We start from the raw sequence: 22,471 nt of genomic DNA on the forward strand, positions 1-22,471 counted from the left end.
AAGCTGCTCAATTCGCCGAGAAGGTCGCTTCAAACCAGCTGACGAAAGCGCGGGCCTTGGCCGTCGGCAGTCTCCCAGTCGGAAAAAGGGCCCACAAGTCTGCGTTGGGAAGCTCCCAATCGGTAAGCACCGGAACCACGCTCCCGTTCGCAAGCTCTGGTTGCATCACCCACCGCGAGCTGATCGCGAGGCCAAGGCCTGCAATTACTGCCTCCCGAACACCCTCGGCCGCACTGAATGAAAGCCGGGTGGGTACACGCACTGACGTATCCTCACCCCCGCGACGAAAACGCCATTCTTCCGCAATCAGCCCCTGAGTGTAGACAAGCGCGGTGTGCTCGAGCAGGTCACCTGGAGTAGACGGAGTGCCCATCCGCGCGAGATACGTCGGGCTCGCAACGACAAGTCGCTCGCACGTGGCCAGTTTTCGCGCGGTCAGGCTCGAATCCATTAGCTCTCCCCCACGCAGCGCGACGTCGATGTTCTCGCCCATCAAGTCAACGAAGCGATCGTCCAAGACAAAATCGACCCGAAGATCCGGATGCGTGTCAAGAAAACTGCCGATCCTTGGAATGACATGTAGTCTCGCGAAGGTGACGGGCGCGCTGACGCGCAGCCGCCCGTCGAGGCCTTTGCTTAGTCCGCGGGCCGCAGTCTCAGCCTCATCGGCTTCCGCGAGAGTGCGGCGCGCTCGCTCGTAGAAAGCCTGGCCAGCTTCGGTCGTGTGAAGTTGGCGCGTCGAGCGGACCAGAAGCCGCACCTGGAGACGATCTTCCAGTGCGGCAATTAATTTCGACACATTGGGCTGGCCGATTTGCAGGTCGCGCGCGGCGGCTGAGAAGGAACCGGTCTCAACGACACGGACAAAGACGGCCATCGCATGCAAACGATCCATCGCCGCGCCGCCTATTCTATATCGGAATAAGTCATATCGCCCTTACCGCTCTACTGCAATGATCCAGAATAGCCCAATTGGACGTCACGCCAGCGATGGTGCTGAACCGGCAGGGAGAGCTCAATGAACTTTCAAGAAACTTTTGCGATGATCGCGCGGTCCGGCTTGCCGCTGCAAGGCAAGCTCGACGCGTTCGAGGTCGAATTCGATACTCGCCTCGCACCCCCGGCGGTAGTCGAAGCCTTGCATCGCTCCGTCGATGAACTGATTGAGTCCGGTGCGCCGGCTCGCGCACTGAAGGTCGGCGAAGTCGCACCGGAGTTCAGCCTCCCTGACCCCGACGGCAACACGGTCGCTTCCAAGACGCTCTTAGCCAAAGGGCCGCTGGTGGTCACCTTCTATCGCGGCATTTGGTGTCCGTTCTGCAACTACGACCTGACCGCGCTTGAAGAAAGCCGCTTGGAGATCGAGGCGCGTGGTGCGAGCCTCGTCGCAATCTCGCAGCAGACGGCGCCTAACAGCCGCAAATCGCAGCGCCAGAACGGGCTCGGCTTCCCGATTCTGGGCGACCATGGCGGTGAGGTCGGCGCAAGGTTCAACGTTCGCTGGACATTGCCTGACTATGCGCGTGTCGCGCACAAGACGCTCGGCGCCGACCTGGCGCAGTTCAACGGCGAGGACAGCTGGACCCTGCCGATGCCTGCGCGATACGTCATCGCGCAGGACGGAACGATCGTCTACGCAGAAGTGAACGCCGATTACACGCGGCGCCCCGAGCCATCGGCGGTCTTTCCGGTCCTGGAACAGCTGGCGCGTAAGCGGGCCGCCTGACGCCTCTTTACCGTTGCTTAGCCTCTACTGCGGTGCCTTGGAGCACCCGAGGTTGGCTACGCCAAGGATCTGAGCTGGTGATGTCAAGCCAACTTAGTACTGCGCGCACGACCGCGTACGCACGCCCAACAAAAGGAATAATGAAATGGCCAAGTTTGCGTTACTCGTTGAGATGAAGGCCAAGCCAGGAAAAGAAGCCGAGGTCGAGGCATTTCTCGCAAAGGAGGCGTCGCTGGTGAAAGGCGAGCCTGGCACCCTGACCTGGCACGCCGCAAAGATCGAAGGCGAACCGGGGGTCTATCGGGTATTCGACACGTTCGGAGACGAAACGGCCCGCGAAGCCCATCTGAACGGTGAAGCCGGACAGGAGTTCGTCGACAAGGCGGGTGAGCTGTTCTTAGAGGCCAAAATCAGTCGCCTGCAGGTGGTCGCACACAAGTAATACCGTACGTCGGCTCTTGAACTGCCAAATCTCGAACGAACTTGGGCGGTTTGGCGCAACGGAGACTCCGACCGCCCATCTTCAAGAGAAAAATTCCTTGGAAAGACATCCGGTAGAAGTTCGCCAATCTCCGAATTATAACTGCGAAACTGCCGACATCGCTGCAAAGGACTTTTATGATCTCTCGTCTTGCCGTCTGCGCGATCTTGATCGCGTCAATCGCCGATGTGGCTATGGGGCGGGAGCTGCCACCGCTTCCAGTATTGACTGAGAGTCCCTGGAACGGCGACTGGATCCTCAGCCCGACGCGCAATACCCCGGAGATCAAAGAGGCCGCAGCGGATGGCTATCGCTTTCACCTACAGCCGGACGGTCGCATCCGCTGGGAAATCCCATCTCTGCAAGAGGTGGTGGAGGGCCGAATGGATGGACAGGCTATGGCTATTCGGCGTCTCAAGCCAACAACCCTAACCTTAGCGGTTTCGGCACAAGGTCCTCGCGTCCTCATCTATCACTTAGTCAGAAATGGAAAGCCCGAAGGCGAAGGGCGGATGACTTTGGTGGATCAGGGCAAGGCCTGGGTAGATATATCCCAGCCCGCCGGACGGCCTGATCTTGCTGGCGCAGTAATCTATGTGCGACCCGACGCGACGAACCACTAGGCGCGGCTTTGTAGTTAGGAACACGACCCGGCCCAGCAGATGACAAACTCTGCTGGGCCTCAACGCCGGCGGGATGTTTATGCGATACCGCAAAGTCGGCGGACAAAGGCGGCCACGCCGGGAGCGACGACCTCGGGTGCCTCCTCCGGAGTATAATGGTTTCAGGCCACCGGAATTTCCTCCTGGTTGGCGAAGGTCCTTCAAAAAGCGACTTGGTCCGGATTGCTATCGAGGATGCCCGGCGTTGCATGAAAATAAAGCTTGGGCACCGGGCTTGCCGCCAACCATCGCGAAGAGGCCATGACCGCCTCGGCCACGTCCGCCGGGTCGCCTGAAATGGGAAGCTGGCGCGGCCAGCTCAACGTCGGCCGCCGGTTCTCGCCCGGGATCAGGAAGGGGCGGCGGTACTCCGCTTTGACCGCGTCGGACAGCGGACGCTCAATGCTTCCGAAGAGAACCTGCTCGACATAGGCATTTTGCTGCAGGACCATCGCGTCGCCAGCGGACGACCGCATTGCCTCGAACGCAGGTCGCATGGATTCGTTGAAGTCACTCCAATCGAGCGGCATCACGATCGACTCCATATAGGCGATGCCCTGCACTCGGTCGGATTGCTTGCTCGCATAGTCGAAGGCGAGCGCCGAGCCCCAATCGTGGACAACGAAGATAAGGTTGTGGCCAAGATTGCACCGCTCGTGGACGATTTGGAGGTTCGCCGGTTCGTGCAGGACCCCCGTGGCCGCTGCAACAGCGCTCGTGGAGCGCCGTTTCTGCGACGCGATCGACGCAGGAGAAGTCCCGTCTGACTTCCTGTTGCCGCGCGCGCGATCCAGGTTCTCGACCTTGGCCGCGGTCTGACGACGCGTGCGTAGTTGGGCACGCAGCGCAAAATGCTCCTGAAGGACGCCGAGCAAGCGGCGGACCTGGTGCTTCTCCCAATGCATGAGAGGGCCATGCCAGACAGCCAAAACGGAATATGAGTGAGCGACCGGTTTCGCGAAGCGGCAAGGGTCACATGAGTGGCCGCATTTAGGTCTCGCTTCCGTCAAGCGGTCCGGTGGGGCGAACCAAGTTCGCCGCCAGCGCATGGATTGCCTATTGAAAGCCGGACTTTGGATCTTCTCGACGAAGCTTCAGCTTTGACGAGGTCCACTTTTGCTATCTGGTCGTGTATAAGCCACCAGTCTGCGATCAACCTCAATCCGAAATGCGGGACAGGTGAACGAACGGCTGTTTCTGAAAAGCGGCCGCGACTCGCCGAGCGTCCGACTTTCAGTCCTCTCATTGTAAGTCTCTGCGGGCGGCGTGCCTCACGCCGCCCGCAGTACGGGTATTTAGGTCGCCAAATGCAACGGAACGGTTGAACGCCGGGCGCGGATCGCAAGGCCAGTCGCGGTGAAACCAATGATCAACATTCCCCAAGTGGCGGGCTCGGGAACGGCGAGCACGCTTTCGCCGATGGTGAGTGACGCGGTCGGTGGGCCGCCCAGGAAACGTATGTCGCCCGTGCCAACGAATGTCCCCCTCGCGTGGGCGAACTTCCCGCTTCCCCCAGTGACAAGGAAGCTCTGCACGTTATCGATTACGCTGGCGACGCCCGAGTTCGACAGGACCCCGGAATAGGTCCCGAACAACGACCCGCCGTTGGTGAAGCTGTAGGTAAAGCGGCCATCGTAGTAGGGCGTGTCGGCTGCGCCCACAGCGATCGGAGGACCGCTATCGAGGCAGTGGGACTGGACGGAGGTGAAGGCGCCGAGGTTCGATGAGCCGGTCGCATAGAAGGGACCGTGGTTGCCGATATTGACCGTCAGTGAGGGACAGCGGCCACCGGATGCAGCCGGAGGGTTCGTGTTGGCGAAGCTGCCGCTGAATATCAGACTGCCCGCCGACAGCGGCGATGCAAACGCTACGGTCAAGGTTGCGAGAAGGACAGGAATCTTCACGATGGGTTCTCCGGTGACACGGGGCTGCTGCCCGCGCTTCTCGGTTGCCTCGACGGTGGCCGAGGCGATAGGACGCCTTGGCGACTTTTTGCCGACTTTTTGCCGACCATCCGGGAGAGGCCGACGGCGATGATCGATCTGGCCCGCTCTTCTGATTTCGCGCTCGGCCCGATCGCGGTCCGACCGTCGTCGCGTGAGCTGGTAGGGGCTGCCGGCGCAGTCATGGTCGAGCCGAAGGTAATGCGGGTACTGATCGCACTATCGCAAGCAGACGGCCGCGTCGTGCCGCGTGACGACCTCGTCAATAGCTGCTGGGATGGCCGCATCGTGGGGGACGACGCGGTCAATCGCGTCATCGGCAAGCTGCGCCGCGTCGCCGAGGAGGTCGGCGGCGGAGCCTTCAGGATCGAAACGGTCGCTCGCACCGGCCACCGCCTGATCTGCGAGCAGCCAAAGATACCCGCGGCCGTCGCAGAGGCACTCCCCGCCGCCCATCAGCGCCGGATAAGGCTGCCGGTGGTGATATGTGCCGCCGTGCTCCTGGTGATTTGCACGTTCGCGTGGTTTTACGCCGATCGCCCCAAAACCCCCGCGGCTGTGGTCCATCAGGGTCTGCCGGCCGCGGTCACCGACCTCGAGACGCGAGGCCTCGCATCGATGTTCGAGAACGCGCCCGATCGGACGGCAGAGGGCGTCGACTACCTGCGCCAAGCGACCGTGCTTGCACCACGCGCGGCACCGGTCTGGGGATCGCTGGCGATGAGCTACGTCCTCAGCCTCGGCTGGGCACCTCCAGAGGAGCGCGCCGCGGTCGTCGCCAGGGTGCGAAGCGCCGCGAATCGTGCTCTCGGGCTCGATCCGCGAGAAGCTCGGTCGGCGGCGGCGCTGGTGAGTGTTCAGCCGACGTTTGGCCAGTGGTCCTCGAAGGACGCGGCGCTCGGCGCTGCCTCATCGCGAGCGTATCCCGATTTCGGTCCGCTTGCCTATCAACGGGTGCAGTTTCTGATGGCTACCGGCCAAAACCGCGCGGCGCTGGCGGCGATGCGTCCGATCATTGCAACATCGCCACTGGTTCCGTGGGTGCGGGCTGCATACATCGACCTTGTCGCTGCAAACGGTCGGCTGGAGGATGCCGATCGGGCTGCGGAGGAGGCAGGTCGGATCTGGCCACGGGATCGACTGATCTGGTTCACGCGGTTCGACCTCGCGATGTTCAATGGGCAACCCGAAAAGGCGCTAGCGCTGGCGGCTGACCGGTCGGGCTGGCCGAAGCAGACGAGTGCCGACGAAATCGAGCTCGCGGTGAAGACCGCGAAGGCATTGCAGAGTCGTGGCGACGACACGGCTCGTCTGTTGCAGACCCTCGTAACTGTTGCCCCGCACGGGCAGGTCGAAGCCGAGCGCGCGATTCGAGCAGCCGCCGCGTTGGGTCGACCGGATCTCGCGCTCGCCGTGGCGCGGCGCTTATTGACACACCGGCTTCTGGCCAATCCGCGCCGGACGGTGATCCCGTATATTGGTTTGCCGGCGAACACGGAGGTGCCGACTGCAACCCTGTTTTTGTCACCCGCCATTTCTTTAGCGCCCCAGCCAGGATTTCTTGATCTGATGCGGGACGTCGGACTTGTCGCGTACTGGCACCATGCTCGTCCGCCGGATTTCTGCTTCGACGAGCCATTGCGTACCTTGTGTCGCCGGGCGGGCATGTAGCCGCCTGACGAAACCACTGGAGGCAGTCGAAAAGCTCATAGCAATCATCGCGAGATGAAGATGAAGAGGGAACTGCTACGGGTAGCGGTTTGAGCCATCTGAATGGTTCGAATTAGGTCTTCTCGCCGCACAGAGGTGGCTAAACAAAGGTCCGCTTAATTGCGTTGGACGCCCGAAAGCGGATGAACCACTTACGGCCCCCTCGCTGTCGCCGGGAGGGAGCCGCGGGAGCGACGACGGAGTGAGGAGCGGACGGCCAGGTTTCCAGCACGATAACAATGTTGCGGCACTGGCCGTTAGATTGTCCGCGACGGAGGTGGAAAGGGCGCCCTGAGTGTCAGGTTACGGGCTTCTGCTGCCGAAAGCCGCGGCTCAATTTGCCTAATAGAAAGTCTCTGCTTCACGCATTAATCGTCGCAAATCCGCCGCATTTGGTGTGGTAGTAATTCTTTCGTGAATATGTCATACTAGCAATCGCTATTGTCGCCGAAGTTTGTGCTACGACTGCTATAAAACAGTCGAATGGTTTCACTCGTATGCCTTGGATATCTATCGCTGTTATCGGCTATGGTATTGCCCTCTACTTATTTTCGCTAACACTTAGGACGATTCCAACCGGGACTGCATACGCTATCTGGTCAGGCGTCGGCATCGTCCTGATTTCTGTCGCTGCATGGATATTTTATGATCAGAAGCTCGATGCTGCTACTTTTATTGGTATGGGCCTGATTATTGCCGGCGTCATTGTAATTAACGCTTTTTCGAACGCATCTGCGCACTGAAAGATGGCGGCTTAACTCCTACCTTAAGCCTGTTGATAGTGGATCCGGACGCCGCAGATTGTCTTCCAACCAGATTAACAAATGGCTGAAGTTGCGAAGAAGCTAAGGGCGGTGGGATGGCCAGGTGTGGATCTTCTGGGCATCTAAACATAGTTGAACAAAGGTCTGCTTACCGCGTCCGGTCTCCCGAAAATGATCAGGCATCTAAATCTCCGTAGAGGCAAGAAGCGCGCCTGGACAATCATCAGGCTGGCATCCAGCTCCGTTCGAACGCGGCCACCCAGTTGCTCCCCAATATCTTTTCGATCACGCGCGCCGATAGACCCTTAGCCGTCAGGGCGTCTGCGATCACCTCCGCACGACGCGACGTGTTCATGCCGATAACGAAGGGCGGACGTTCCTCTCCAAGGGCTCCGATACCGCGCACCTTGCGATCGGCGACGACTTGCAAATAGCCGCGCATGTTCTCGGGCGAAGTGTCGAAGCCCGCGAACATCGCATCGCTGCCGATCCCGACGTGATCCTCGCCGCACACATTCAGCGCGTGAAGCAGGTGGCCGATATAGTCGGTAACCGTTGGCTGACGATTGAGTGGTGCCAGAAAGGGCAGGTCATAGATGCCAACGACGCCGCCTTTTTCGGCAACGCCGCGCAAAAGTTCGTCGGGCTTGTTGCGTGGATGAGAATTAACCGCGGCGCAGCCGGCATGCGATATAATCGGAGATGACCGCGAAGCCACGAGAACATCCATCGTCGTCCTGGCATCAGAATGGCTCAGGTCGATCGTGACGCCCAGCTTGTTCATTCGATCGACCGCGCTGCGACCGAGGTCGGTCAGCCCGGTGCTGGAGACTGCCGGCGTCATCGCGCCCGAGGCAAATACCGAAGCCTGATTGTAGCTCAGCTGCATGACCCGCACGCCAAGCGAGCGGAAATGGTCGATGCTGGCGACCTTGCCATCGAGTTGTCCGACGTTTTCGAAGGAGAAGATGATGCCGAGCTTGCTCAACTCCTTGCAGCGGCGGATGTCCGCCACTTCCTGAATCTGTGCTAGAAGCGCGCCATTGCTGGCGATCGCCGATCTGAAGTCGCGGATCATCTCGTTAGCGCTGTCGAAGGTGTCCGACCCGTCAACATCCGCCTTCACGGCGGTAAGTCCCGAACTCTTGATGGCGATCACCGCTTCGGCTGATAGCGCGCCGACGCCTTCGATCGGCGGCACGAGATTACCGTCGATCACGACCGCCCTGTTATAAAGGTCCGCGGTGTTGGCCCGCGGATGGGAGAGAGCGGGTTCGGCTAATCCAGCGATGCCGATGGCCACGAATGTTCGGCGGTCGATCATGCTGTTCCCACTTCCACTCGAGCAGCCATGGGCGTCGGCAGGACTCCGGGCAAACGATCATTTCGATGGTGAGATGCGAGCCGGTCGCGACAGGCGCCGGTGCTAAAGCGATCGCCGGAAGCGCGGTGCAATCGAATGAACAGATGTGGGAACTCAACTACGGTGTCCAGGCGACCTCGTGGCTGCTGGTTCGTCCCGGCATCCAGTATGTCATCCGCCCCGGGGGCTTTTCCAATCGACCCGACGCAGTCGTCTTTGCAGGGCATTTACAAACGGTGTTCTAACCGCTTGCGCCGCTTATAGGCGCACTTCTGCTGAGTGACGAACGACCGGTGGGCCCTGTTAGCGACCCGAAGCTGCCAAGCAGCTTCCGGTACCGTTTTGGCCAAAAACAAGCACATTCATGAATGTCCGATCTTAGGAAGCGCTTTAACACTCGCGGATGTCGGATTGCGTGCCCTGTTTGAGAAGGTTCCAAGATGTGGAGAGAAAAGGGCTCGACATTGGGTGCTGGCAATCAGAGACCTCGACAGCTTCAATAATTCGGTCACTTGAAGACTGGAGACGGCGAGACTGTAATGCCATTGCCACTACACCTCCGTCATCGTCCAGACTGTTCAAAATGTCTTGCGAATGCCGCCAAAGAAGCCTCGGCGCTGACCGAACTGGGGAGCACCGACGCCGACGCCCGAGCCGTCGCGGATCGCGTAGCTCTTGTCGCCGACATTGATGACATCGAACCGGACAGACAGGCCCTTGAGCACGCCTGGACCGTCGATCGCCTGCTCAATGCCCAGATTGACCTGGACGTACGAAGGCAGCTTCCCGCCGTTCGGCACTATGCCCGCCGCGTCGTCGGCGCGCAGGCCGTCTCCATAAATGAAGTCGGCGGTCGGCGTAAGATGACCGATGCCGTCGTCAAACGCGTACGAAGCGCCCCCAGACGCCGTCCATCGTTGCGAATGATCGGTGTTGATCGGATGGGTTGCGATATAGGCCAGCTCGTCGGGCGCGAAGAAGAACTGGCTCGAGACGATGTTGCGACCCTTCTCCTGCCCGCGGGTGGCATTGCCGTAGAGCGAGAGCGGTCCACTTTTGTACGCCGTCGTCAGCTCGATGCCCCATGCCCAGCCGCGCTCGTAGTTGAACGGCGACAACACGACCGCTTCGCCAAACTGCCCTTCGTCGAGCAGGTTGCGCTTGATCTTGTAGTAGCCGTCCAATCCGACCGTCAGGCCCGGCAGGACGGTGTGGACGACGCCGGCATCGAAGTAGTGCTCGCGCTCGGCTTTGACGGCGTCGGCGGTCTGGATCTCGGATTGTTTGGTCGTGCCGTTGAAGATCGCGACAGTCGATGTCCCGATCAGTTCCTGTGGCGGGGGCGTAAAATCTCGTGCGTAACCGGCGTGGAATGTCGTTCCCTTGCTCGGCTCATAGACGAGGTTGATCCGCGGGCTGAGCTGGTTTTCGGTGGTGAAGGCGTGGACCGCGTCGAATCGCGCCCCGACATTGAGCGTGAGCTGAGGAGTGATCGACCATTCGTCCTGGAGGTAGACTCCGTAAAGCTGACCATTCTTCCGATCCGGCACGGTGACTGGGAAGGGCACGTCGCTCGCCTGATTGCCGTCGCCATCGGTCGATAGCACCAGGGACGTGACGCTCGACCGCGTGCGCTCGTTCTGGAAAAAGAAGCCGCCGCGTAGCGTGTGACGGTCGGACAGCTTGTAGCTGGCGTCGGTTTGGACACCATAGGCAAGGCTCGACAGCCGCGAGCGGTCGGAGAAACCATTGAAGATGATGTCGCCGTTCGATGGATCGGGGGTGAAGGTTGTCCTCGAATAGCGCGCGAACGGCGCGACCTGAACTGATAAGGCGTCAGCCGAGTACTGATACGCCAGCACGCCGTAATAGGTATATTCGTGCTGGTTCTGGTTCAGCAACGACGAATTGAAGTCCGATACGCGATTGACCGCGAAGGCGGGGTCCTGCCCCGGGTTGTTGGGGATCTGGAAGCGGCCGGTCGCGGCACCACCAAAGGCGCTCAATCGGCTGGTCTCCGACAGGATCTGAGAGACATAGGCAAAGCCGCGGAACTGGTCGGTACGGTCGTGGATCGCGTCGCGAGTCGAAGTCGGGTTCTCGATGCCGAGGTCGTTCTTGAGATAGCTGGCGCTGGCGAAATAATTGAAGCCGCCGCTCGACCCCTTGATCGACGCGCTCGGCTCGATCGTGCCGCGGCTACCGCCGTAGAAGCCCACATCACCGCCATTGTCGAAAGCGCCGGTCTGCGTCGTGATGTTGATCACGCCCGACGTCCGGTAGCCATATTGTGCCGGCAAAGTGCCGGTCAGCAGCGAGATCGAATCGGCGAGCCTGATATCGATAGTCTGGCCGAAGCCGGTGATGCTCTCGGGAACGATGACGCCGTTGATGCGGTATTGGACGTTGGCGTGTTCGTTGCGAACGTGCAGCTGGCCATAGCTATCCTGCACGACGCCGGGTGCCTGGAGGAGCAGACCCGTCAGGCTGCGATCCTGTCCCTGCGGCTGCGTAACGATTGCTGCGCGGTCGAACGTATACTTGCTCGCGCCTAGGCTCGGCAGGATCGCATCGCGTGCGTTGTCTAGCCGCTTGGCCGTGATGACGATATCACCTGTCGAAGACCCGTCGACCGCCGCAATATCTTCGGCAGCAGCGATTGTTGGCAACACTAGCGAAGCCGCCAGCAGGGAGGCCTTCAGCGCGACAAGACCCATAAAGCAACTCCCATGAGACGGTATATCATACCTCGATAGATTTATGCTGCGCCGTTAGCAATGATTTTTATAGGCCCAAATGGAATGCATTTAGGCTGGTACTAGATGGCCACATGCAATTCATAGGCAGGTGCCGTTGAACGTGAATCTCTGTTTTGGTCACCTCCGAGACGAGCAACATCGGTCGCCCTGCCGCTTCGTTTGTAAGCGCTGTGCTGACCCCGCCTTGCTGATGTTGGCGTAACCCGCGAGTCCTGCTTGTCCCAGGGGCTGGCGGTGTTGATGCTATGATGATGTCATGTGACGATGCTGGCTCGATGGGCGGTCGTGCGGCGCGGATCGAGGTTTTCACCGGCACGAGGCGGCGTCGGCCATGGTCCGATGATGAGAAGGCGCAGATCGTTGCCGAGAGCTATGCCGGCAACGGCATCACCGTCTGTGACGTGGCGCGTCGGAACGACATCTGCCCCAGCCAGCTGTTCACGTGGCGGCGGCAGCTGCGCCGCCCGGTGGAGCCCGCCGAAGCGCCATTGTTCGTGCCGGCGATCGTCGAGCCTGAAGAGGTTCCATCGCCGCTACCCGCAACATCGGCGGCCAGATCTCCGCGACGACGTCGGTCTGCGCGTCGCGGCAGTATCCCAGCCCCGATCGAGGTGAGCATGGACGGCATTTCGGTGCGGATCGGCCGCGGTGCCGATGCGACCCTGATCGCGGCGGTACTGGATGCGCTGAAGGGCAGCCGTTGACGGCGCCGGGGCCAAGCGGTGCCACCCGCGTGCTGGTCGCCACGCGGCCGGTAGATTTCCGCAAGGGGATGGACGGCCTGGCAGCGCTGGTGACGGCCCAGCTCGGCGGCGATCCCTTCTCCGGCGTCGTCTATGTGTTCCGGGCCAAGAAGGCCGACCGGGTCAAGCTGGTTTGGTGGGACGGCACCGGCCTGTGCCTGATGGCCAAGAAGCTGGAAGCCGGCGCCTTTAGCTGGCCGTCTGTTCATGACGGCGTGATGCGGTTGTCCGCCGCCCAGCTCGCCGCACTCGTGGAAGGTCTGGACTGGCGCCGGGTGCATCAGGCCAGACGCACGAGAGTGCCGCAGATCGCCGGCTAAGCCACTGTGCCTGCGGTAGATTGACTCATATCGGCGGTAGCCCTCGACGCGCGTGCGCGCGCGTGATTCACTACCGCTATCATGCTCGCCGTAGCTGATCTTCCCGACGATCCCAAGGTGCTCCGCGCCATGATCGTCGCCGCCCACGCCGAGACGGCGCGGCTCATGGCGAAGGTGGAGCACGCGACGGCGGAGGTCGCGCGCATTAGCGCCGAAGCTGAGCAGAACGCCGTCGTCCAGGCTGAAGCCGATGCCGAGATCGCTCGGCTGAACAGCATCATTGCCGCCTTCATGCGTCACCGGTTCGGTCCCCGCTCGGAGAAGCTTGACGACGACCAGCTCGAGCTGGTGCTCGAGGATCTCGGCATCGCCCTCGCCAAGGTGGAAGCGAAGCTGGATACGATCAGTTCACCCAACGCGCGCGCCGAGAAGCAGCGCTGTACCAACCGCGGCCAGCTGCCGGCGCATCTTGAACGCGTCGAGCAACTGATCGACGTCGACAGCAAGCAGTGTGCCTGCTGCGGCGGTGATCTCCATGCCATCGGCGAGGATGTGGCCGAACGCCTCGACGTGGTGCCGGCAGCTTTCCGGGTGCTGGTGACCCGCCGTCCGCGTTATGCGTGCCGTGCCTGCGACGGCCAGGTCGTGCAGGCGCCGGCACCGCCGCGGATCGTCGAAGGCGGGCTGCCGACCGACGCGCTGGTCGCGCAGGTGCTGGTCTCCAAGTACGCCGATCATCTGCCGCTCTACCGCCAGGCCCAGATCTACGCCCGTCAGGGCGTCAACCTTGACCGTTCGACATTGGCAGACTGGACCGGCCGCGCCGCCTGGTGGCTGACGCCGCTGCGGGATCACCTGCTTGCTGTCCTGAAGCGGGGACCAAGGCTGTTCGCCGACGAGACGACGGCACCGGTGCTCGATCCAGGACGACGACGCACCAAGACCGGGCAGATCTGGGCCTATGCCCGCGATGATCGACCATGGGGCGGCACCGATCCGCCGGCGGTGGCCTTCATCTACGCGCCCGACCGCAAGTCCGAGCGGCCACTGGCACATCTCGCCGGGTTCAGCGGCATCCTGCAGGTCGATGGCTATGCCGGTTACAACAAGCTCGGCCGCCGCAATGACGTGGCGCTCGCGTTCTGCTGGGCCCATGCGCGCCGCAAGTTCTTCGAGCTCGCCAGGGCCGACGCCTCACCAACGGCCACCGAGGCACTACAGCTGATCAAGGCGCTCTACGCCATCGAGGACGAGATCCGCGGGAAGGACGCCGAAGCCCGTCGCGCTTTGCGGCAAGAGAAGAGCAAGCCGATCGTCGACGCGCTGTTCCGACTGCTCACCGCCCGGCTCCCCCTGGTCAGCGCCAAGAGCAAGCTGGCCGAAGCGATCCGCTACGCTACCTCGCGACGGACCGGCCTGACGCTGTTCGTCGAAGACGGCCGCGTTGAGATGGACAGCAACACCGTCGAGCGGACCATCAGGCCCATTGCCCTTAACCGCAAGAACGCCCTGTTCGCCGGCTCCGACGACGGCGGCGACAACTGGGCCGTCATCGCCAGCCTCATCGAGACCGCCAAGCTCAACGCCGTCGATCCCCTCGCCTGGCTCACCGACACCCTCGAGCGCCTTGCCCGCGGACACTCCAGCCAGAACCTCGATCAGCTCATGCCGTGGAACTTCCAAGCCTGAAGGGCCTCGGCACATCGCTTACCTTCGTTTCACGTACCGCTTCCAATCTCGGCAAGCGACGCATTGGCGGCACGACTTCAGTTTTCGAGCCGGACTAGATCAGGCGCGATTGAGAAGGCTCGATACGGGACGCGATTGCGTCGGATGGAAGCACGCTGGGGCGCATCCGATCGACACGAGGTTGACCGCCAGCGTTTCACGAAGCGAAGAACCTCGATAGCGGAGCTCGTGTCGTATTTTCCGGATAATAATTAACCTGACTGTAAGATATTCCGACAGTTAGCTGGTCGGATTGGATGTGGATTCCGGGTCCCGGGAGGAACGCTGTTTCATAAGTCGTTAAGATTCCGTTTGTATCCGTTATCAGGAAATTGGCACGGCTTTTGCTGATGGCAATGTGGGCATGAGAGCCCGTCTAACAGGGGATACGAAACAAATGCGTTTGGCTCATACACTCGTTGCAACAACATTGCTTGCCGCCGCCGGGACCGCGTCGGCCGCCAATCTCGTGGTCAACGGCTCGTTCGAGTCCACCGACGTCAGCGGCAAGAGCTATTTCGCGTCACACGTCACCGGCTGGTCCGGCGGCAGCAACCTGACCTTCGTCGATTTTCCAGGCACAGCCGACGACGGCAGCTACCTCAGCGTCTACGGCCCGTTCCCGACGACCAGCCCGGTCGGCGGAAATTTCGTCGAGGCCGACGGCGACCCGAGTTATTCGGGTGTGATCTCCCAGTCGATCTCTGGTCTGACCGCGGGCAAATCGTACACCGTCAGCTTCTATCAGGCAGCAGGACAACAGGTCGGCTTTACCGGGCCGACGACCGAGCAATGGTCGGTGTCGCTGGGTGAGTCGACGCAATTGTCGAGCCTGTACTCACTGCCCCAGGGCGCAGTGGGCGGCTGGCAGAAGCAAACGATGACCTTTGTTGCGGGCTCGACCAACGAGCTTTTGTCGTTCCTCGCGGTCGGCACGCCCGGCGGTGCTCCGCCGATCTCGTTTCTCGACGGTGTATCGCTGACGGCGTCGGTTCCTGAGCCGGCGACCTGGGCGCTGATGGTCAGCGGCTTCGGTCTCGTCGGCGGCGTCCTGCGCCGGCGATCGATTGCGACCACCGCGTAACCACGCAATCAAACAGTTTTACGAAACGAGGGGGCGGCCAACGTATTGGCTGCCCCTTCACGCGTGTATTGGCGCCAGGCTCCAACCAGCCCCGTCCCAGCCAAATCAGGTTTTCGACTCGGTGGCGAACTCACGTACCCAGTTCTGCCGATGAGATTGTCAGTAATCTAGAGCTTGCGGAGGAGGTGGTCAGTGCAGTTGCACTTTACAGTCGCCAACGTCGATATGATCTCGATAGCGAGGCGCTACGTCTCGGATTGCTGTGCAGGTGTGTTGGCTTAAACGAATAACGACGGATGGAAGGGCAGTACGCTTCGGATATCAGCAGATGCCTTCGCAAGGTCGTCACTGTCATGTTGTCTGACCATTACATTACCGTCCGGCTGTTGCCAGTATCCCGGACCCTCCGACGTCTGCGAGGGATTGATCGGCATCACTGTGCCGAAGGCGGGAGCGATCTTGCGGCACATGTCCTTCCAGATTGGACCGAGAGCCGCCTTGTCTCCCCCCAATAGGTAATCAGTTGCCATCTGAAACTCAGGCCGATCAAAACGTTCAACCGCCGCCGTCTCGAAGATCCAGATGCCCTGCCCGGCGGTATGATTGAAATACTTAGCAGGCGCGATCCGGAATGAGCGCCGCCCAGCCAAAAAGTGATGCCAGTTTATCCATGTGCCGTAGGCGATCAGCGCGGGCGCGAGCAATTCGGTAATTTCGGAGGCTGCTACGCCGAGGCCTGCTATCGACCCATGGATGGGCATCATCGCGTCGCCGACGATCCCCGCCGCCAACTCGGCTTCTGACACCGCCTTGATCCCTATCTCCATGAGCAGCGCGGCGGCGGCGTCCAGCCACTTTGGGAAGTGTCGCGTCAGCGTCTGGACCGTTACCCCCGTGGCATCTTCTTGCTCGGCGCCTACATAGTCGACGTGAACTGGTGGCAGCTCCAAGTGTCGCAGCATTGGCGGAACGGCGAAAGTTACTGTCTTCCCGAAGGGCAAGCTAAGCTTAATGAAGGGCCGATCGAGGACACGGATTTTGGCGCGGCCGTGAAAGCACAGGGTTGGCTGACCCTTCCACTGATGCCGTTCATCCAATTCCGTAGTCGCGCTTGCTGGATTGAGGTAATTAGGCAGTGCTTTGAGCAATCCCGCGCCAGGCGAAGCGCCTGGGCCCAGCGCATGTGGACGAAAAGCAATCCGAAATCGGTTGACATGCACCGGTCCGCATCCAGCTCGAATTGGCTGATCCGTGAAGTCGTTCATCCCGTCATACCCTCGCTAAACATCACCTTATAACGCGCGCTATGACCCGACGGTGCCGATCGCAGGGTTGCCGCAGAATGTGTATTTGGACGTTTGCAACAGAATTACTTTCGGCGGTGATATGGGTTTTTCCGTCTGCTCGGAGCCGCACCGGAGATAAGCGGAGAGCCCTAGGGCGATATCGAAGTGGAGACCGCCATAGACGACCGTCTTGTTGCGACGGACGAAGTCGATAAAACTGCTGCTCCGCTCGTGCGCCACGGGGTTGAAAACTCCGGGACCGGGACGCTTGCTGTTGCTGGCGGCATCAGGCGGGTTAGTCGAGCTTGAGCCGGAAGCCACCCGCCGCCGTCAGAGGCTTGCCATAGAGCGCGGCCGTGAAGCCGTCATTGGTGCCGATGTAGCGCCTGTCGAACAGGTTCTCGACCTGGACGAACCCCTCAAGGCCCCGCCTCAGCGGGACGCTGGCGGTAAGGTCGGCGACGAAGTGCGCGTCGGTCCGGTAGATCGCGTCGGGATCGCCGTTGGTGCGCGACACATAGCGCACGCGCGGAGAGACCTTGATGCCATAGGGGCCGGTCCAGTCGACGCCGACGCTAATCCGATGTTTTGGTATCCCTGGCTGCTGGACGCCGATGCTGGCCGGATCCTCGGTGTTCCGGGTGACGACCGAGTCCGCGTAGGTATAGGCGAGCGTCGCTTCGATCGCCGGCGCGGGACGCCACGTCAGTTCCGCCTCGACGCCGCGGCTGCGCGCCGTGCCGGCGTTGATGAGCCGGGCACCGATGCCGAACCCGGCTGGCAGCGTGGCGGGATCGAGATAGCGATAGGTAATAAAGTCGGAGATGCGGCTGATGTACGCCGTCGTCTGGAAGCGGATCGGACCGTAGTTGAAGTCGAAGCCGGCTTCAGCGCCCTCAAGCGTCTCGGGCTTCAACGCGGCATTGCTGTACAGTATGTAGCCCGGAACGGACGCGCCCCGGTACAGATTGTCGAGGGTCGGCGCGCGAAAGGCCCGGTAGGCGGCGCCCCGCAAGGCAAAGCCGCCGGGCAGTTCGTAGCGGATCGACAAGCGAGGATCGACATCACTGTCGTGGCGCCCGCCGAGATTGCCGCTAAGCCCCCCCGGCGTGTCATCGACGCCATGATAACTGTAAAAATCCTGGTAGCGAAGGCTGAAAAGCAGTTGCAGTCGGTCGAATGGCCGCACGTCGGCCTGAACGAAGCCGCCGAGAAAGCGCTGGTCGCCCGAGCCGGAGTCGGTGCGGATGCGCACTCCGGCGGCGTCGAAGATGCCGGCGTCATCGCTGCCTCGGACGCCGTGATAATCCGCGCCTGCCGACAGCGAGCGCAACCAGCCGGTAAAGATCTTGGTCCAGATAAGCGACGCACCCCAGTCGTTGGCATGGGTGTGATGGCTGTTCTGGATATATTCCGCGTCGTTCGGCCCGGCGCCGTCGGGCGTGCCTGTGTTGTTCGTGACGAACCGCTCATTGATGTGGAACACGGTCAGGTCAACCAAGCCCATGTCTGCTGGCTGCCAGCTTAGCGTACCGGTGTAGCGCCAGTTCCGCTGTTCGTTGGTGTTGAGGTGGGTGAGGAAATTCTGGTCGTTCTCGTAATAGCTGACCCGTGCCCGGGCACTGAGGTTGATCGTCAGGTCCACGTTTCCCGATGCGGCAAGAGTGTGCGCCGTAAACGAGGTTGGCACGGTGATGGCCCCGCGGGCGCTTTCCACCTGTTCGACATAGCCATCGCTGTGATTGATGCCGGCGTCGATGCCGATACCAAAGCCGCTGCCCGCATAGGCGGCGTGCCCGTCGGACCGGTAGGTGCCGCGGCTGCCGCCGACCGCCTCCGCCTCGAGTTCGGTCTTGTCGATTGGCTTGGTCAGAATGTTGATGACGCCCCCCATGGCGTAGTTGCCCCACAGCGTGGCACCGCCGCCGCGGACGACCTCCACGCGGTCGATCGTCTCCAGCGGCACCTCGCTCCACTGGACGTAGCCGAAGAAAGCATCGTTGAGCGGCATGCCGTCGAGCAGGACGAGCGAACGGATACCGCTCAAGCCGCGCATCGAGACGATGGTGTTCGTCGGATGCTGTTCGTTGGTGCTGGCGATCGGCAGGTCGACTGAGGGGATGCGTCGCAGTACGTCGTCGATCGTTCGCGCCGGCGTGCCCTCGATCTGGTCGCTGGTTACGATGCTCACGCTGGCCGGGACGTCAGCGAGCAGCACTTGGGATCGGGTGGCCGTGACCACGATATCGAAGGTCGAAAGCGCTGCCTCCTCGGCGGCGACCGGCGCAGAAAACACGAGGCAGGGCATGACGGCCCCTGCCAGCAGGGTGTAACGGAACATGACAATACCTTTGACCGGCCATGACGCGTCGGCGTCTGGCCGCTGATTTGGGTGCCCCGGGATCGGGACGCGTCAGTCGGTCAAAGGGTGGCCGGTGGTCCTGTCGGCGGCGGCCGCAGATAGGTGTGATTGGACAGTGCCGGCAGAAGGGTAGGGGCGAGCCCTATCGCCATGATAAAGGCGATAAGCGCAACGATCAGGATGGGATCGACCGCGCCGAGCGCATGAGCGGACAGGCCCGAGAAGGCGCACGGCATCTCGGCCTTACCGTGATCCGGCTTGCCGTGGCCTGGCACGGCGGCGTGCATCACCGGCATATCCATAGTCATCGTCTGCGAAGCGACACCCGAGCAGATCGTGATCGTGATCCGACCGTGGTCGCTTGCGAGCATGTAGCCCGACGGCACCAACAGCTTGGTCAGCAGCGTCACGGCGAGGATCAACCCGGCGATGCAGCGTCGTGTGAGGCAGCGGCGGATGGCGAACACAAGCGGCCAGTAGCGCAGCCGGTCGCCGCTGTCATCGTGTTCCCGACCGACCGACGGACGGACGGCCTTGTCGTTACGCAACGGCTGGCTGTTAGCACTGCGCTATCGGGTCTGAAGCTGTTCATGCACAGCGACGAGCCAACCCGAGAGTGAGAATATGAAAAGCGACCGCTTTGAGAGGCCGTTTCAGCGCGCTGCGTCCGATGCTGGCGCTTTTTGGCGGACGAATGGGACTGAATAAAGGTGCGCTTACAGCAACCGGTCGCCCAGTAGCGGTCAGGCACCTAGCGGCCCCGACCCAATAAATCATGCATGGCGAGATTAGAAACGCACTGTCGCAGACAGGCGCAGCTGACGCGGCTCGATTGGCTTGACGTGACGGTCGGCGACACCCGCCAAGGGCTCGCCCATAAGGCGTGAGACGTAATAATATTCGATCTCATAGTCATGCGCGTCGAGTGCATTGATCAGGTCGGCGGCAAGCGTGATCCGCCCCAGGTCGTAGCCCAGCCGCGCGTTGACTACTGTCAGCGGCCGGGCGCGGACGCTGTTGTCTTCGATGATCGGATACGGCCCGAAGTGGCGCAGGCGGATTGCCGCCGACGCTTTCCGATAATGACCGACCACGCCGGCCGAAATCACGCTTTCAAGCGCGTTGACGATGTGATCCTGTCCCGGCGGCAAGTCAGTCGAGCGGGCGTATGACCGGGTATACTGGCCATCGACGGTCAGCCAATCGGCGGGCTTGTAGAACGCGCTCAGCTCGTAACCGTGTCGCTGCGAGGGGCCATTGGGACTGGTTTCGCCCTGATCGCCGTCATATTGCAGTTCCGAATTGAAGTGGAGCGACCAGTAGGTTGCGGTCAACGTCAGGCCGTCGACCGGGCGGGCGCGGACGCCGGCTTCGTAGCCGCGCGCCTTGACCAGAGCATCGACCTTGCCGGCGGGCGAGCCGTCCTGCGGATTGATGGTGATTGTCGTGCCGCGGCCGTCATTCGAATGAAAACCCTCTCCGTAGTTGGCGTAGAATTCTAGCTGCTCTAACGGCGTCCAAGCGATCGCTGCTTTGGGGCTGACGATCCCTGCGGTCGCGTGCCCCGAGTTCGCCGCGATGCTCGAATTGACCTGGAATGCATAGCCGTCGCCGCGCAGGCCAAGGATGACGCGAACGGTCGGCAACGGGTGGATCGTCGCTTCGGCGAACGCACCGAGCGATTCCTCGTCGACGCGGTCTTGCCGCACGGTTGAACGGATCTGTCCAAATTCGGTGTGATACAGCCCGACCGGGGCGATCAGGTCGTTGCGGGTGTCCGCACCGACCAGCAGTTCCACCGGGACGATGGCATCGAACGCGAAGCGCTTATCGACCTTGCCCCCGATGACGAAGCGGCTGTCGCGCTGCTCGAACTCGTCACCGTGGATGGGATCGTCGAGAAAATAGGTGAAGTTCGAGATCAGCTTGAACTTATAATAATGCGCGTAGGCGAGGGCTGTGATCGGCGTCGCGCCATCTTGGATCCAGTTTACGTTTGCGCCGATGCGCGTGGTTTTGCCGCCTAGATACGGGTCAAGATAGCCGAGCCGCCCGATCAAACCAGAATCGATCGCGCGTTCGGGTACCTGCTCGGCCGAGCGGAAGTCGACGTGGTAGGCGTCGAAGCTCGCGCGTAGCACGCCGCCTCCGAGCGGCCCGGTCCACTTCGTCAGGATGTTGAACGCCTTGAGGTTGCCGGGAATGTCATAGGGGCCGTTGTCGTAGCGAAACTCGCCACCAATGAAGAGATCGCCGACGCCCAGTTTGCCAGAGCCGCCGGCAAGCAGGCGCAGGTAATCGCCGTCGATACTGCCGGTGCCAGTGACGAACGGCGCCGCGGTGTCGATCGTCTTGAACTTCGCGGAGCCGGCGGTGAGGAAGTCGCCGACGTCGGCGCGGTACGGCCCCTTAGCGTAGTCGATTGCGTCGACGAACTCGGGGATGATGAAGTTGATGTCGGTGAAGCCCTGGCCGTGGGCGTGGGTCCGCATGTTGACCGGCACGCCGTCAATTAACTGGGCGAAGTCGGTGCCGTGGTCGAGGTTGAAGCCGCGCAGGAAATACTGGTTGGCCTTGCCGCCGCCGGAATGCTGCGTGGCGATGAACCCGGGGATAACTTCGAGCAGCTCGCCGATCCGCTGAATCGGGCGATCCTCAAGATCGATTTTGCCGATGGTACCTTCAGACGATGACTCAGCGATCCCAATGAGGTTTGCCGCGCGACCGGTGACAATGATCTCGGCTGCCGGAATGTCGGCGCTCGATGCCGTCTCAGCAGCTGCAGCACCCGAAATCGCCATTACCATCGATGCCGTCGTACTCAACCAGCGGTTCATCATCGCCCCCGTATGCAGTTTTGCTCGAACGTGAATACGATGAGCATGTACGCAGGCGTCCTTTCGGGCGACGCACGAATACTCTAATATCGGTGCGCGGCGAGGCGACCGGCTATTACGGCTTCGTCGTCAGGAGGGATGACGATGCAGCGCGTGACGATCTCGATCGACGACGACCTGGCAGCACGGTTCGATGCGGCAGTACGGGACCGGGCGTACGCAAGCCGGTCCGAGGCGGTCCGCGATCTAGTCCGTCGTGCGGTCGATGATGTTCGGCGAACGTCGGCAGGCACCTGTGTGGCAAGCCTCAGCTATGTCTATGATCACCGAACTCGGGCGCTCGCGGCACGCCTGCTCGACCTGCAGCATGCCCATCATACATTGGTGATCGCCGTCACACACGTCGTACTCGATCACGAATCAAGCCTTGAAACAGTGCTCTTGCGCGGGCTGACAACCGAGGTTGAGGCTTTTGCTGACCGGGTTACTGCTGAGCGAGGGGTTCGGTTCGGCGCGGTCAACATTGTCGGCGTCGAGGCCAATGATCATCACGCTGAGCCAGCGCCGCACCATCATTACGGCCACGATCACGCGTCACCGCATCCGGGATGAAAACTGAGGCTGTCACTGCCGCAGTATATTGTGCAGCGAACGGCAGCTATTCCGATAAAGGCATCCGATAGCGACGAGGCGGCTATCGGCC

The 22,471-nt window shown here is 61.4% G+C and carries 20 protein-coding genes; 11 read left to right on the forward strand and 9 right to left on the reverse strand.

What is annotated here, in order from left to right; genetic code table 11:
- Window positions 1-7 precede the first annotated feature (7 nt).
- Complete coding sequence (locus KTC28_RS11405) at window positions 8-895, reverse strand: LysR family transcriptional regulator (RefSeq protein WP_255601959.1); 888 nt, start codon at window positions 893-895, stop codon at window positions 8-10.
- A 123-nt stretch (window positions 896-1,018) separates the two neighbouring features.
- Between KTC28_RS11405 and KTC28_RS11410 the strand changes: the two genes are divergently transcribed.
- From KTC28_RS11410 to KTC28_RS11420, 3 genes are all read left to right on the forward strand, one after another.
- Complete coding sequence (locus KTC28_RS11410; RefSeq protein ID WP_216710668.1) at window positions 1,019-1,726, forward strand: peroxiredoxin-like family protein; 708 nt, start codon at window positions 1,019-1,021, stop codon at window positions 1,724-1,726.
- A 145-nt stretch (window positions 1,727-1,871) separates the two neighbouring features.
- On the forward strand, window positions 1,872-2,168 hold the full coding sequence (locus tag KTC28_RS11415; protein WP_216710667.1) for a putative quinol monooxygenase: 297 nt from the start codon (window positions 1,872-1,874) through the stop codon (window positions 2,166-2,168).
- A gap of 176 nt (window positions 2,169-2,344) precedes the next feature.
- Complete coding sequence (locus KTC28_RS11420; protein WP_216710666.1) at window positions 2,345-2,830, forward strand: hypothetical protein; 486 nt, start codon at window positions 2,345-2,347, stop codon at window positions 2,828-2,830.
- Window positions 2,831-3,030: 200 nt separating this feature from the next.
- Here KTC28_RS11420 and KTC28_RS11425 read toward each other — a convergent pair whose 3' ends face one another.
- Both KTC28_RS11425 and KTC28_RS22835 read right to left on the reverse strand, forming a co-directional pair.
- Window positions 3,031-3,744: a hypothetical protein gene (locus KTC28_RS11425; RefSeq protein ID WP_216710665.1), complete on the reverse strand. Its 714-nt coding sequence runs from the start codon at window positions 3,742-3,744 to the stop codon at window positions 3,031-3,033.
- 420 nt (window positions 3,745-4,164) lie between these two features.
- On the reverse strand, window positions 4,165-4,773 hold the full coding sequence (locus KTC28_RS22835; RefSeq protein ID WP_255601960.1) for a PEPxxWA-CTERM sorting domain-containing protein: 609 nt from the start codon (window positions 4,771-4,773) through the stop codon (window positions 4,165-4,167).
- Window positions 4,774-4,902: 129 nt separating this feature from the next.
- On the opposite strand from KTC28_RS22835, the gene KTC28_RS11435 reads away from it, so the two are divergent.
- Together KTC28_RS11435 and KTC28_RS11440 are read left to right on the forward strand one after the other, a co-directional pair.
- Window positions 4,903-6,483, forward strand: coding sequence for a winged helix-turn-helix domain-containing protein (locus KTC28_RS11435; RefSeq protein WP_216710664.1), 1,581 nt, complete (start codon window positions 4,903-4,905; stop codon window positions 6,481-6,483).
- A 464-nt stretch (window positions 6,484-6,947) separates the two neighbouring features.
- Window positions 6,948-7,265 carry a DMT family transporter gene (locus KTC28_RS11440; protein ID WP_216710710.1) on the forward strand — a complete coding sequence of 106 codons (318 nt, stop codon included), beginning with the start codon at window positions 6,948-6,950 and terminating at the stop codon, window positions 7,263-7,265.
- 244 nt (window positions 7,266-7,509) lie between these two features.
- Here KTC28_RS11440 and KTC28_RS11445 read toward each other — a convergent pair whose 3' ends face one another.
- A complete protein-coding gene (locus tag KTC28_RS11445) occupies window positions 7,510-8,610 on the reverse strand; it encodes a dipeptidase (protein WP_216710663.1) in 1,101 nt (366 codons plus the stop codon).
- 65 nt (window positions 8,611-8,675) lie between these two features.
- On the opposite strand from KTC28_RS11445, the gene KTC28_RS11450 reads away from it, so the two are divergent.
- The gene (locus tag KTC28_RS11450; RefSeq protein ID WP_500797305.1) at window positions 8,676-8,894 is read left to right on the forward strand and encodes a carbohydrate porin; all 219 of its coding nucleotides are present in this window, start codon (window positions 8,676-8,678) and stop codon (window positions 8,892-8,894) included.
- A gap of 333 nt (window positions 8,895-9,227) precedes the next feature.
- Here KTC28_RS11450 and KTC28_RS11455 read toward each other — a convergent pair whose 3' ends face one another.
- Entirely contained in the window at window positions 9,228-11,366 is a 2,139-nt protein-coding gene (locus tag KTC28_RS11455) for a TonB-dependent receptor (protein WP_216710661.1), read from the reverse strand.
- A 287-nt stretch (window positions 11,367-11,653) separates the two neighbouring features.
- Between KTC28_RS11455 and tnpA the strand changes: the two genes are divergently transcribed.
- From tnpA to KTC28_RS11475, 4 genes are all read left to right on the forward strand, one after another.
- A complete protein-coding gene (gene tnpA, locus KTC28_RS11460; protein ID WP_216711671.1) occupies window positions 11,654-12,112 on the forward strand; it encodes an IS66-like element accessory protein TnpA in 459 nt (152 codons plus the stop codon).
- Between the two features lie 29 nt (window positions 12,113-12,141).
- Window positions 12,142-12,471, forward strand: coding sequence for an IS66 family insertion sequence element accessory protein TnpB (tnpB, locus tag KTC28_RS11465; protein WP_226895846.1), 330 nt, complete (start codon window positions 12,142-12,144; stop codon window positions 12,469-12,471).
- 81 nt (window positions 12,472-12,552) lie between these two features.
- On the forward strand, window positions 12,553-14,160 hold the full coding sequence (gene tnpC, locus KTC28_RS11470; protein WP_223132246.1) for an IS66 family transposase: 1,608 nt from the start codon (window positions 12,553-12,555) through the stop codon (window positions 14,158-14,160).
- A 436-nt stretch (window positions 14,161-14,596) separates the two neighbouring features.
- Window positions 14,597-15,283, forward strand: a complete 687-nt coding sequence (locus KTC28_RS11475; protein ID WP_216710907.1) for a PEPxxWA-CTERM sorting domain-containing protein — start codon at window positions 14,597-14,599, stop codon at window positions 15,281-15,283.
- Window positions 15,284-15,561: 278 nt separating this feature from the next.
- Here the strand turns inward: KTC28_RS11475 and KTC28_RS11480 are convergent, their stop codons facing one another.
- From KTC28_RS11480 to KTC28_RS11495, 4 genes are all read right to left on the reverse strand, one after another.
- Window positions 15,562-16,548 carry a hypothetical protein gene (locus tag KTC28_RS11480; protein WP_216710908.1) on the reverse strand — a complete coding sequence of 329 codons (987 nt, stop codon included), beginning with the start codon at window positions 16,546-16,548 and terminating at the stop codon, window positions 15,562-15,564.
- A 316-nt stretch (window positions 16,549-16,864) separates the two neighbouring features.
- On the reverse strand, window positions 16,865-18,910 hold the full coding sequence (locus tag KTC28_RS11485; RefSeq protein WP_216710909.1) for a TonB-dependent receptor: 2,046 nt from the start codon (window positions 18,908-18,910) through the stop codon (window positions 16,865-16,867).
- Window positions 18,911-18,990: 80 nt separating this feature from the next.
- On the reverse strand, window positions 18,991-19,479 hold the full coding sequence (locus KTC28_RS11490) for a hypothetical protein (RefSeq protein ID WP_216710910.1): 489 nt from the start codon (window positions 19,477-19,479) through the stop codon (window positions 18,991-18,993).
- Between the two features lie 240 nt (window positions 19,480-19,719).
- Window positions 19,720-21,768 carry a TonB-dependent receptor gene (locus KTC28_RS11495; protein WP_216710911.1) on the reverse strand — a complete coding sequence of 683 codons (2,049 nt, stop codon included), beginning with the start codon at window positions 21,766-21,768 and terminating at the stop codon, window positions 19,720-19,722.
- 144 nt (window positions 21,769-21,912) lie between these two features.
- On the opposite strand from KTC28_RS11495, the gene nikR reads away from it, so the two are divergent.
- The gene (gene nikR / locus KTC28_RS11500; protein WP_216710912.1) at window positions 21,913-22,380 is read left to right on the forward strand and encodes a nickel-responsive transcriptional regulator NikR; all 468 of its coding nucleotides are present in this window, start codon (window positions 21,913-21,915) and stop codon (window positions 22,378-22,380) included.
- The last annotated feature ends 91 nt before the right edge of the window (window positions 22,381-22,471 follow it).

Origin of the sequence: Polymorphobacter megasporae (assembly GCF_018982885.2) — a bacterium.
Lineage (GTDB): Bacteria > Pseudomonadota > Alphaproteobacteria > Sphingomonadales > Sphingomonadaceae > Polymorphobacter_B > Polymorphobacter_B megasporae.

Bases quoted from the DNA above. Each gene is read 5' to 3' on its own strand.
- KTC28_RS11405 (WP_255601959.1), bottom strand. From the start codon at position 895: ATGGATCGTTTGCATGCGATGGCCGTCTTTGTCCGTGTCGTTGAGACC.
- KTC28_RS11410 (WP_216710668.1), top strand. From the start codon at position 1,019: ATGAACTTTCAAGAAACTTTTGCGATGATCGCGCGGTCCGGCTTGCCG.
- KTC28_RS11415 (WP_216710667.1), top strand. From the start codon at position 1,872: ATGGCCAAGTTTGCGTTACTCGTTGAGATGAAGGCCAAGCCAGGAAAA.
- KTC28_RS11420 (WP_216710666.1), top strand. From the start codon at position 2,345: ATGATCTCTCGTCTTGCCGTCTGCGCGATCTTGATCGCGTCAATCGCC.
- KTC28_RS11435 (WP_216710664.1), top strand. From the start codon at position 4,903: ATGATCGATCTGGCCCGCTCTTCTGATTTCGCGCTCGGCCCGATCGCG.
- KTC28_RS11445 (WP_216710663.1), bottom strand. From the start codon at position 8,610: ATGATCGACCGCCGAACATTCGTGGCCATCGGCATCGCTGGATTAGCC.
- KTC28_RS11450 (WP_500797305.1), top strand. From the start codon at position 8,676: ATGGTGAGATGCGAGCCGGTCGCGACAGGCGCCGGTGCTAAAGCGATC.
- KTC28_RS11455 (WP_216710661.1), bottom strand. From the start codon at position 11,366: ATGGGTCTTGTCGCGCTGAAGGCCTCCCTGCTGGCGGCTTCGCTAGTG.
- tnpA (WP_216711671.1), top strand. From the start codon at position 11,654: ATGATGATGTCATGTGACGATGCTGGCTCGATGGGCGGTCGTGCGGCG.
- tnpC (WP_223132246.1), top strand. From the start codon at position 12,553: ATGCTCGCCGTAGCTGATCTTCCCGACGATCCCAAGGTGCTCCGCGCC.
- KTC28_RS11475 (WP_216710907.1), top strand. From the start codon at position 14,597: ATGCGTTTGGCTCATACACTCGTTGCAACAACATTGCTTGCCGCCGCC.
- KTC28_RS11480 (WP_216710908.1), bottom strand. From the start codon at position 16,548: ATGAACGACTTCACGGATCAGCCAATTCGAGCTGGATGCGGACCGGTG.
- KTC28_RS11485 (WP_216710909.1), bottom strand. From the start codon at position 18,910: ATGTTCCGTTACACCCTGCTGGCAGGGGCCGTCATGCCCTGCCTCGTG.
- KTC28_RS11495 (WP_216710911.1), bottom strand. From the start codon at position 21,768: ATGAACCGCTGGTTGAGTACGACGGCATCGATGGTAATGGCGATTTCG.
- nikR (WP_216710912.1), top strand. From the start codon at position 21,913: ATGCAGCGCGTGACGATCTCGATCGACGACGACCTGGCAGCACGGTTC.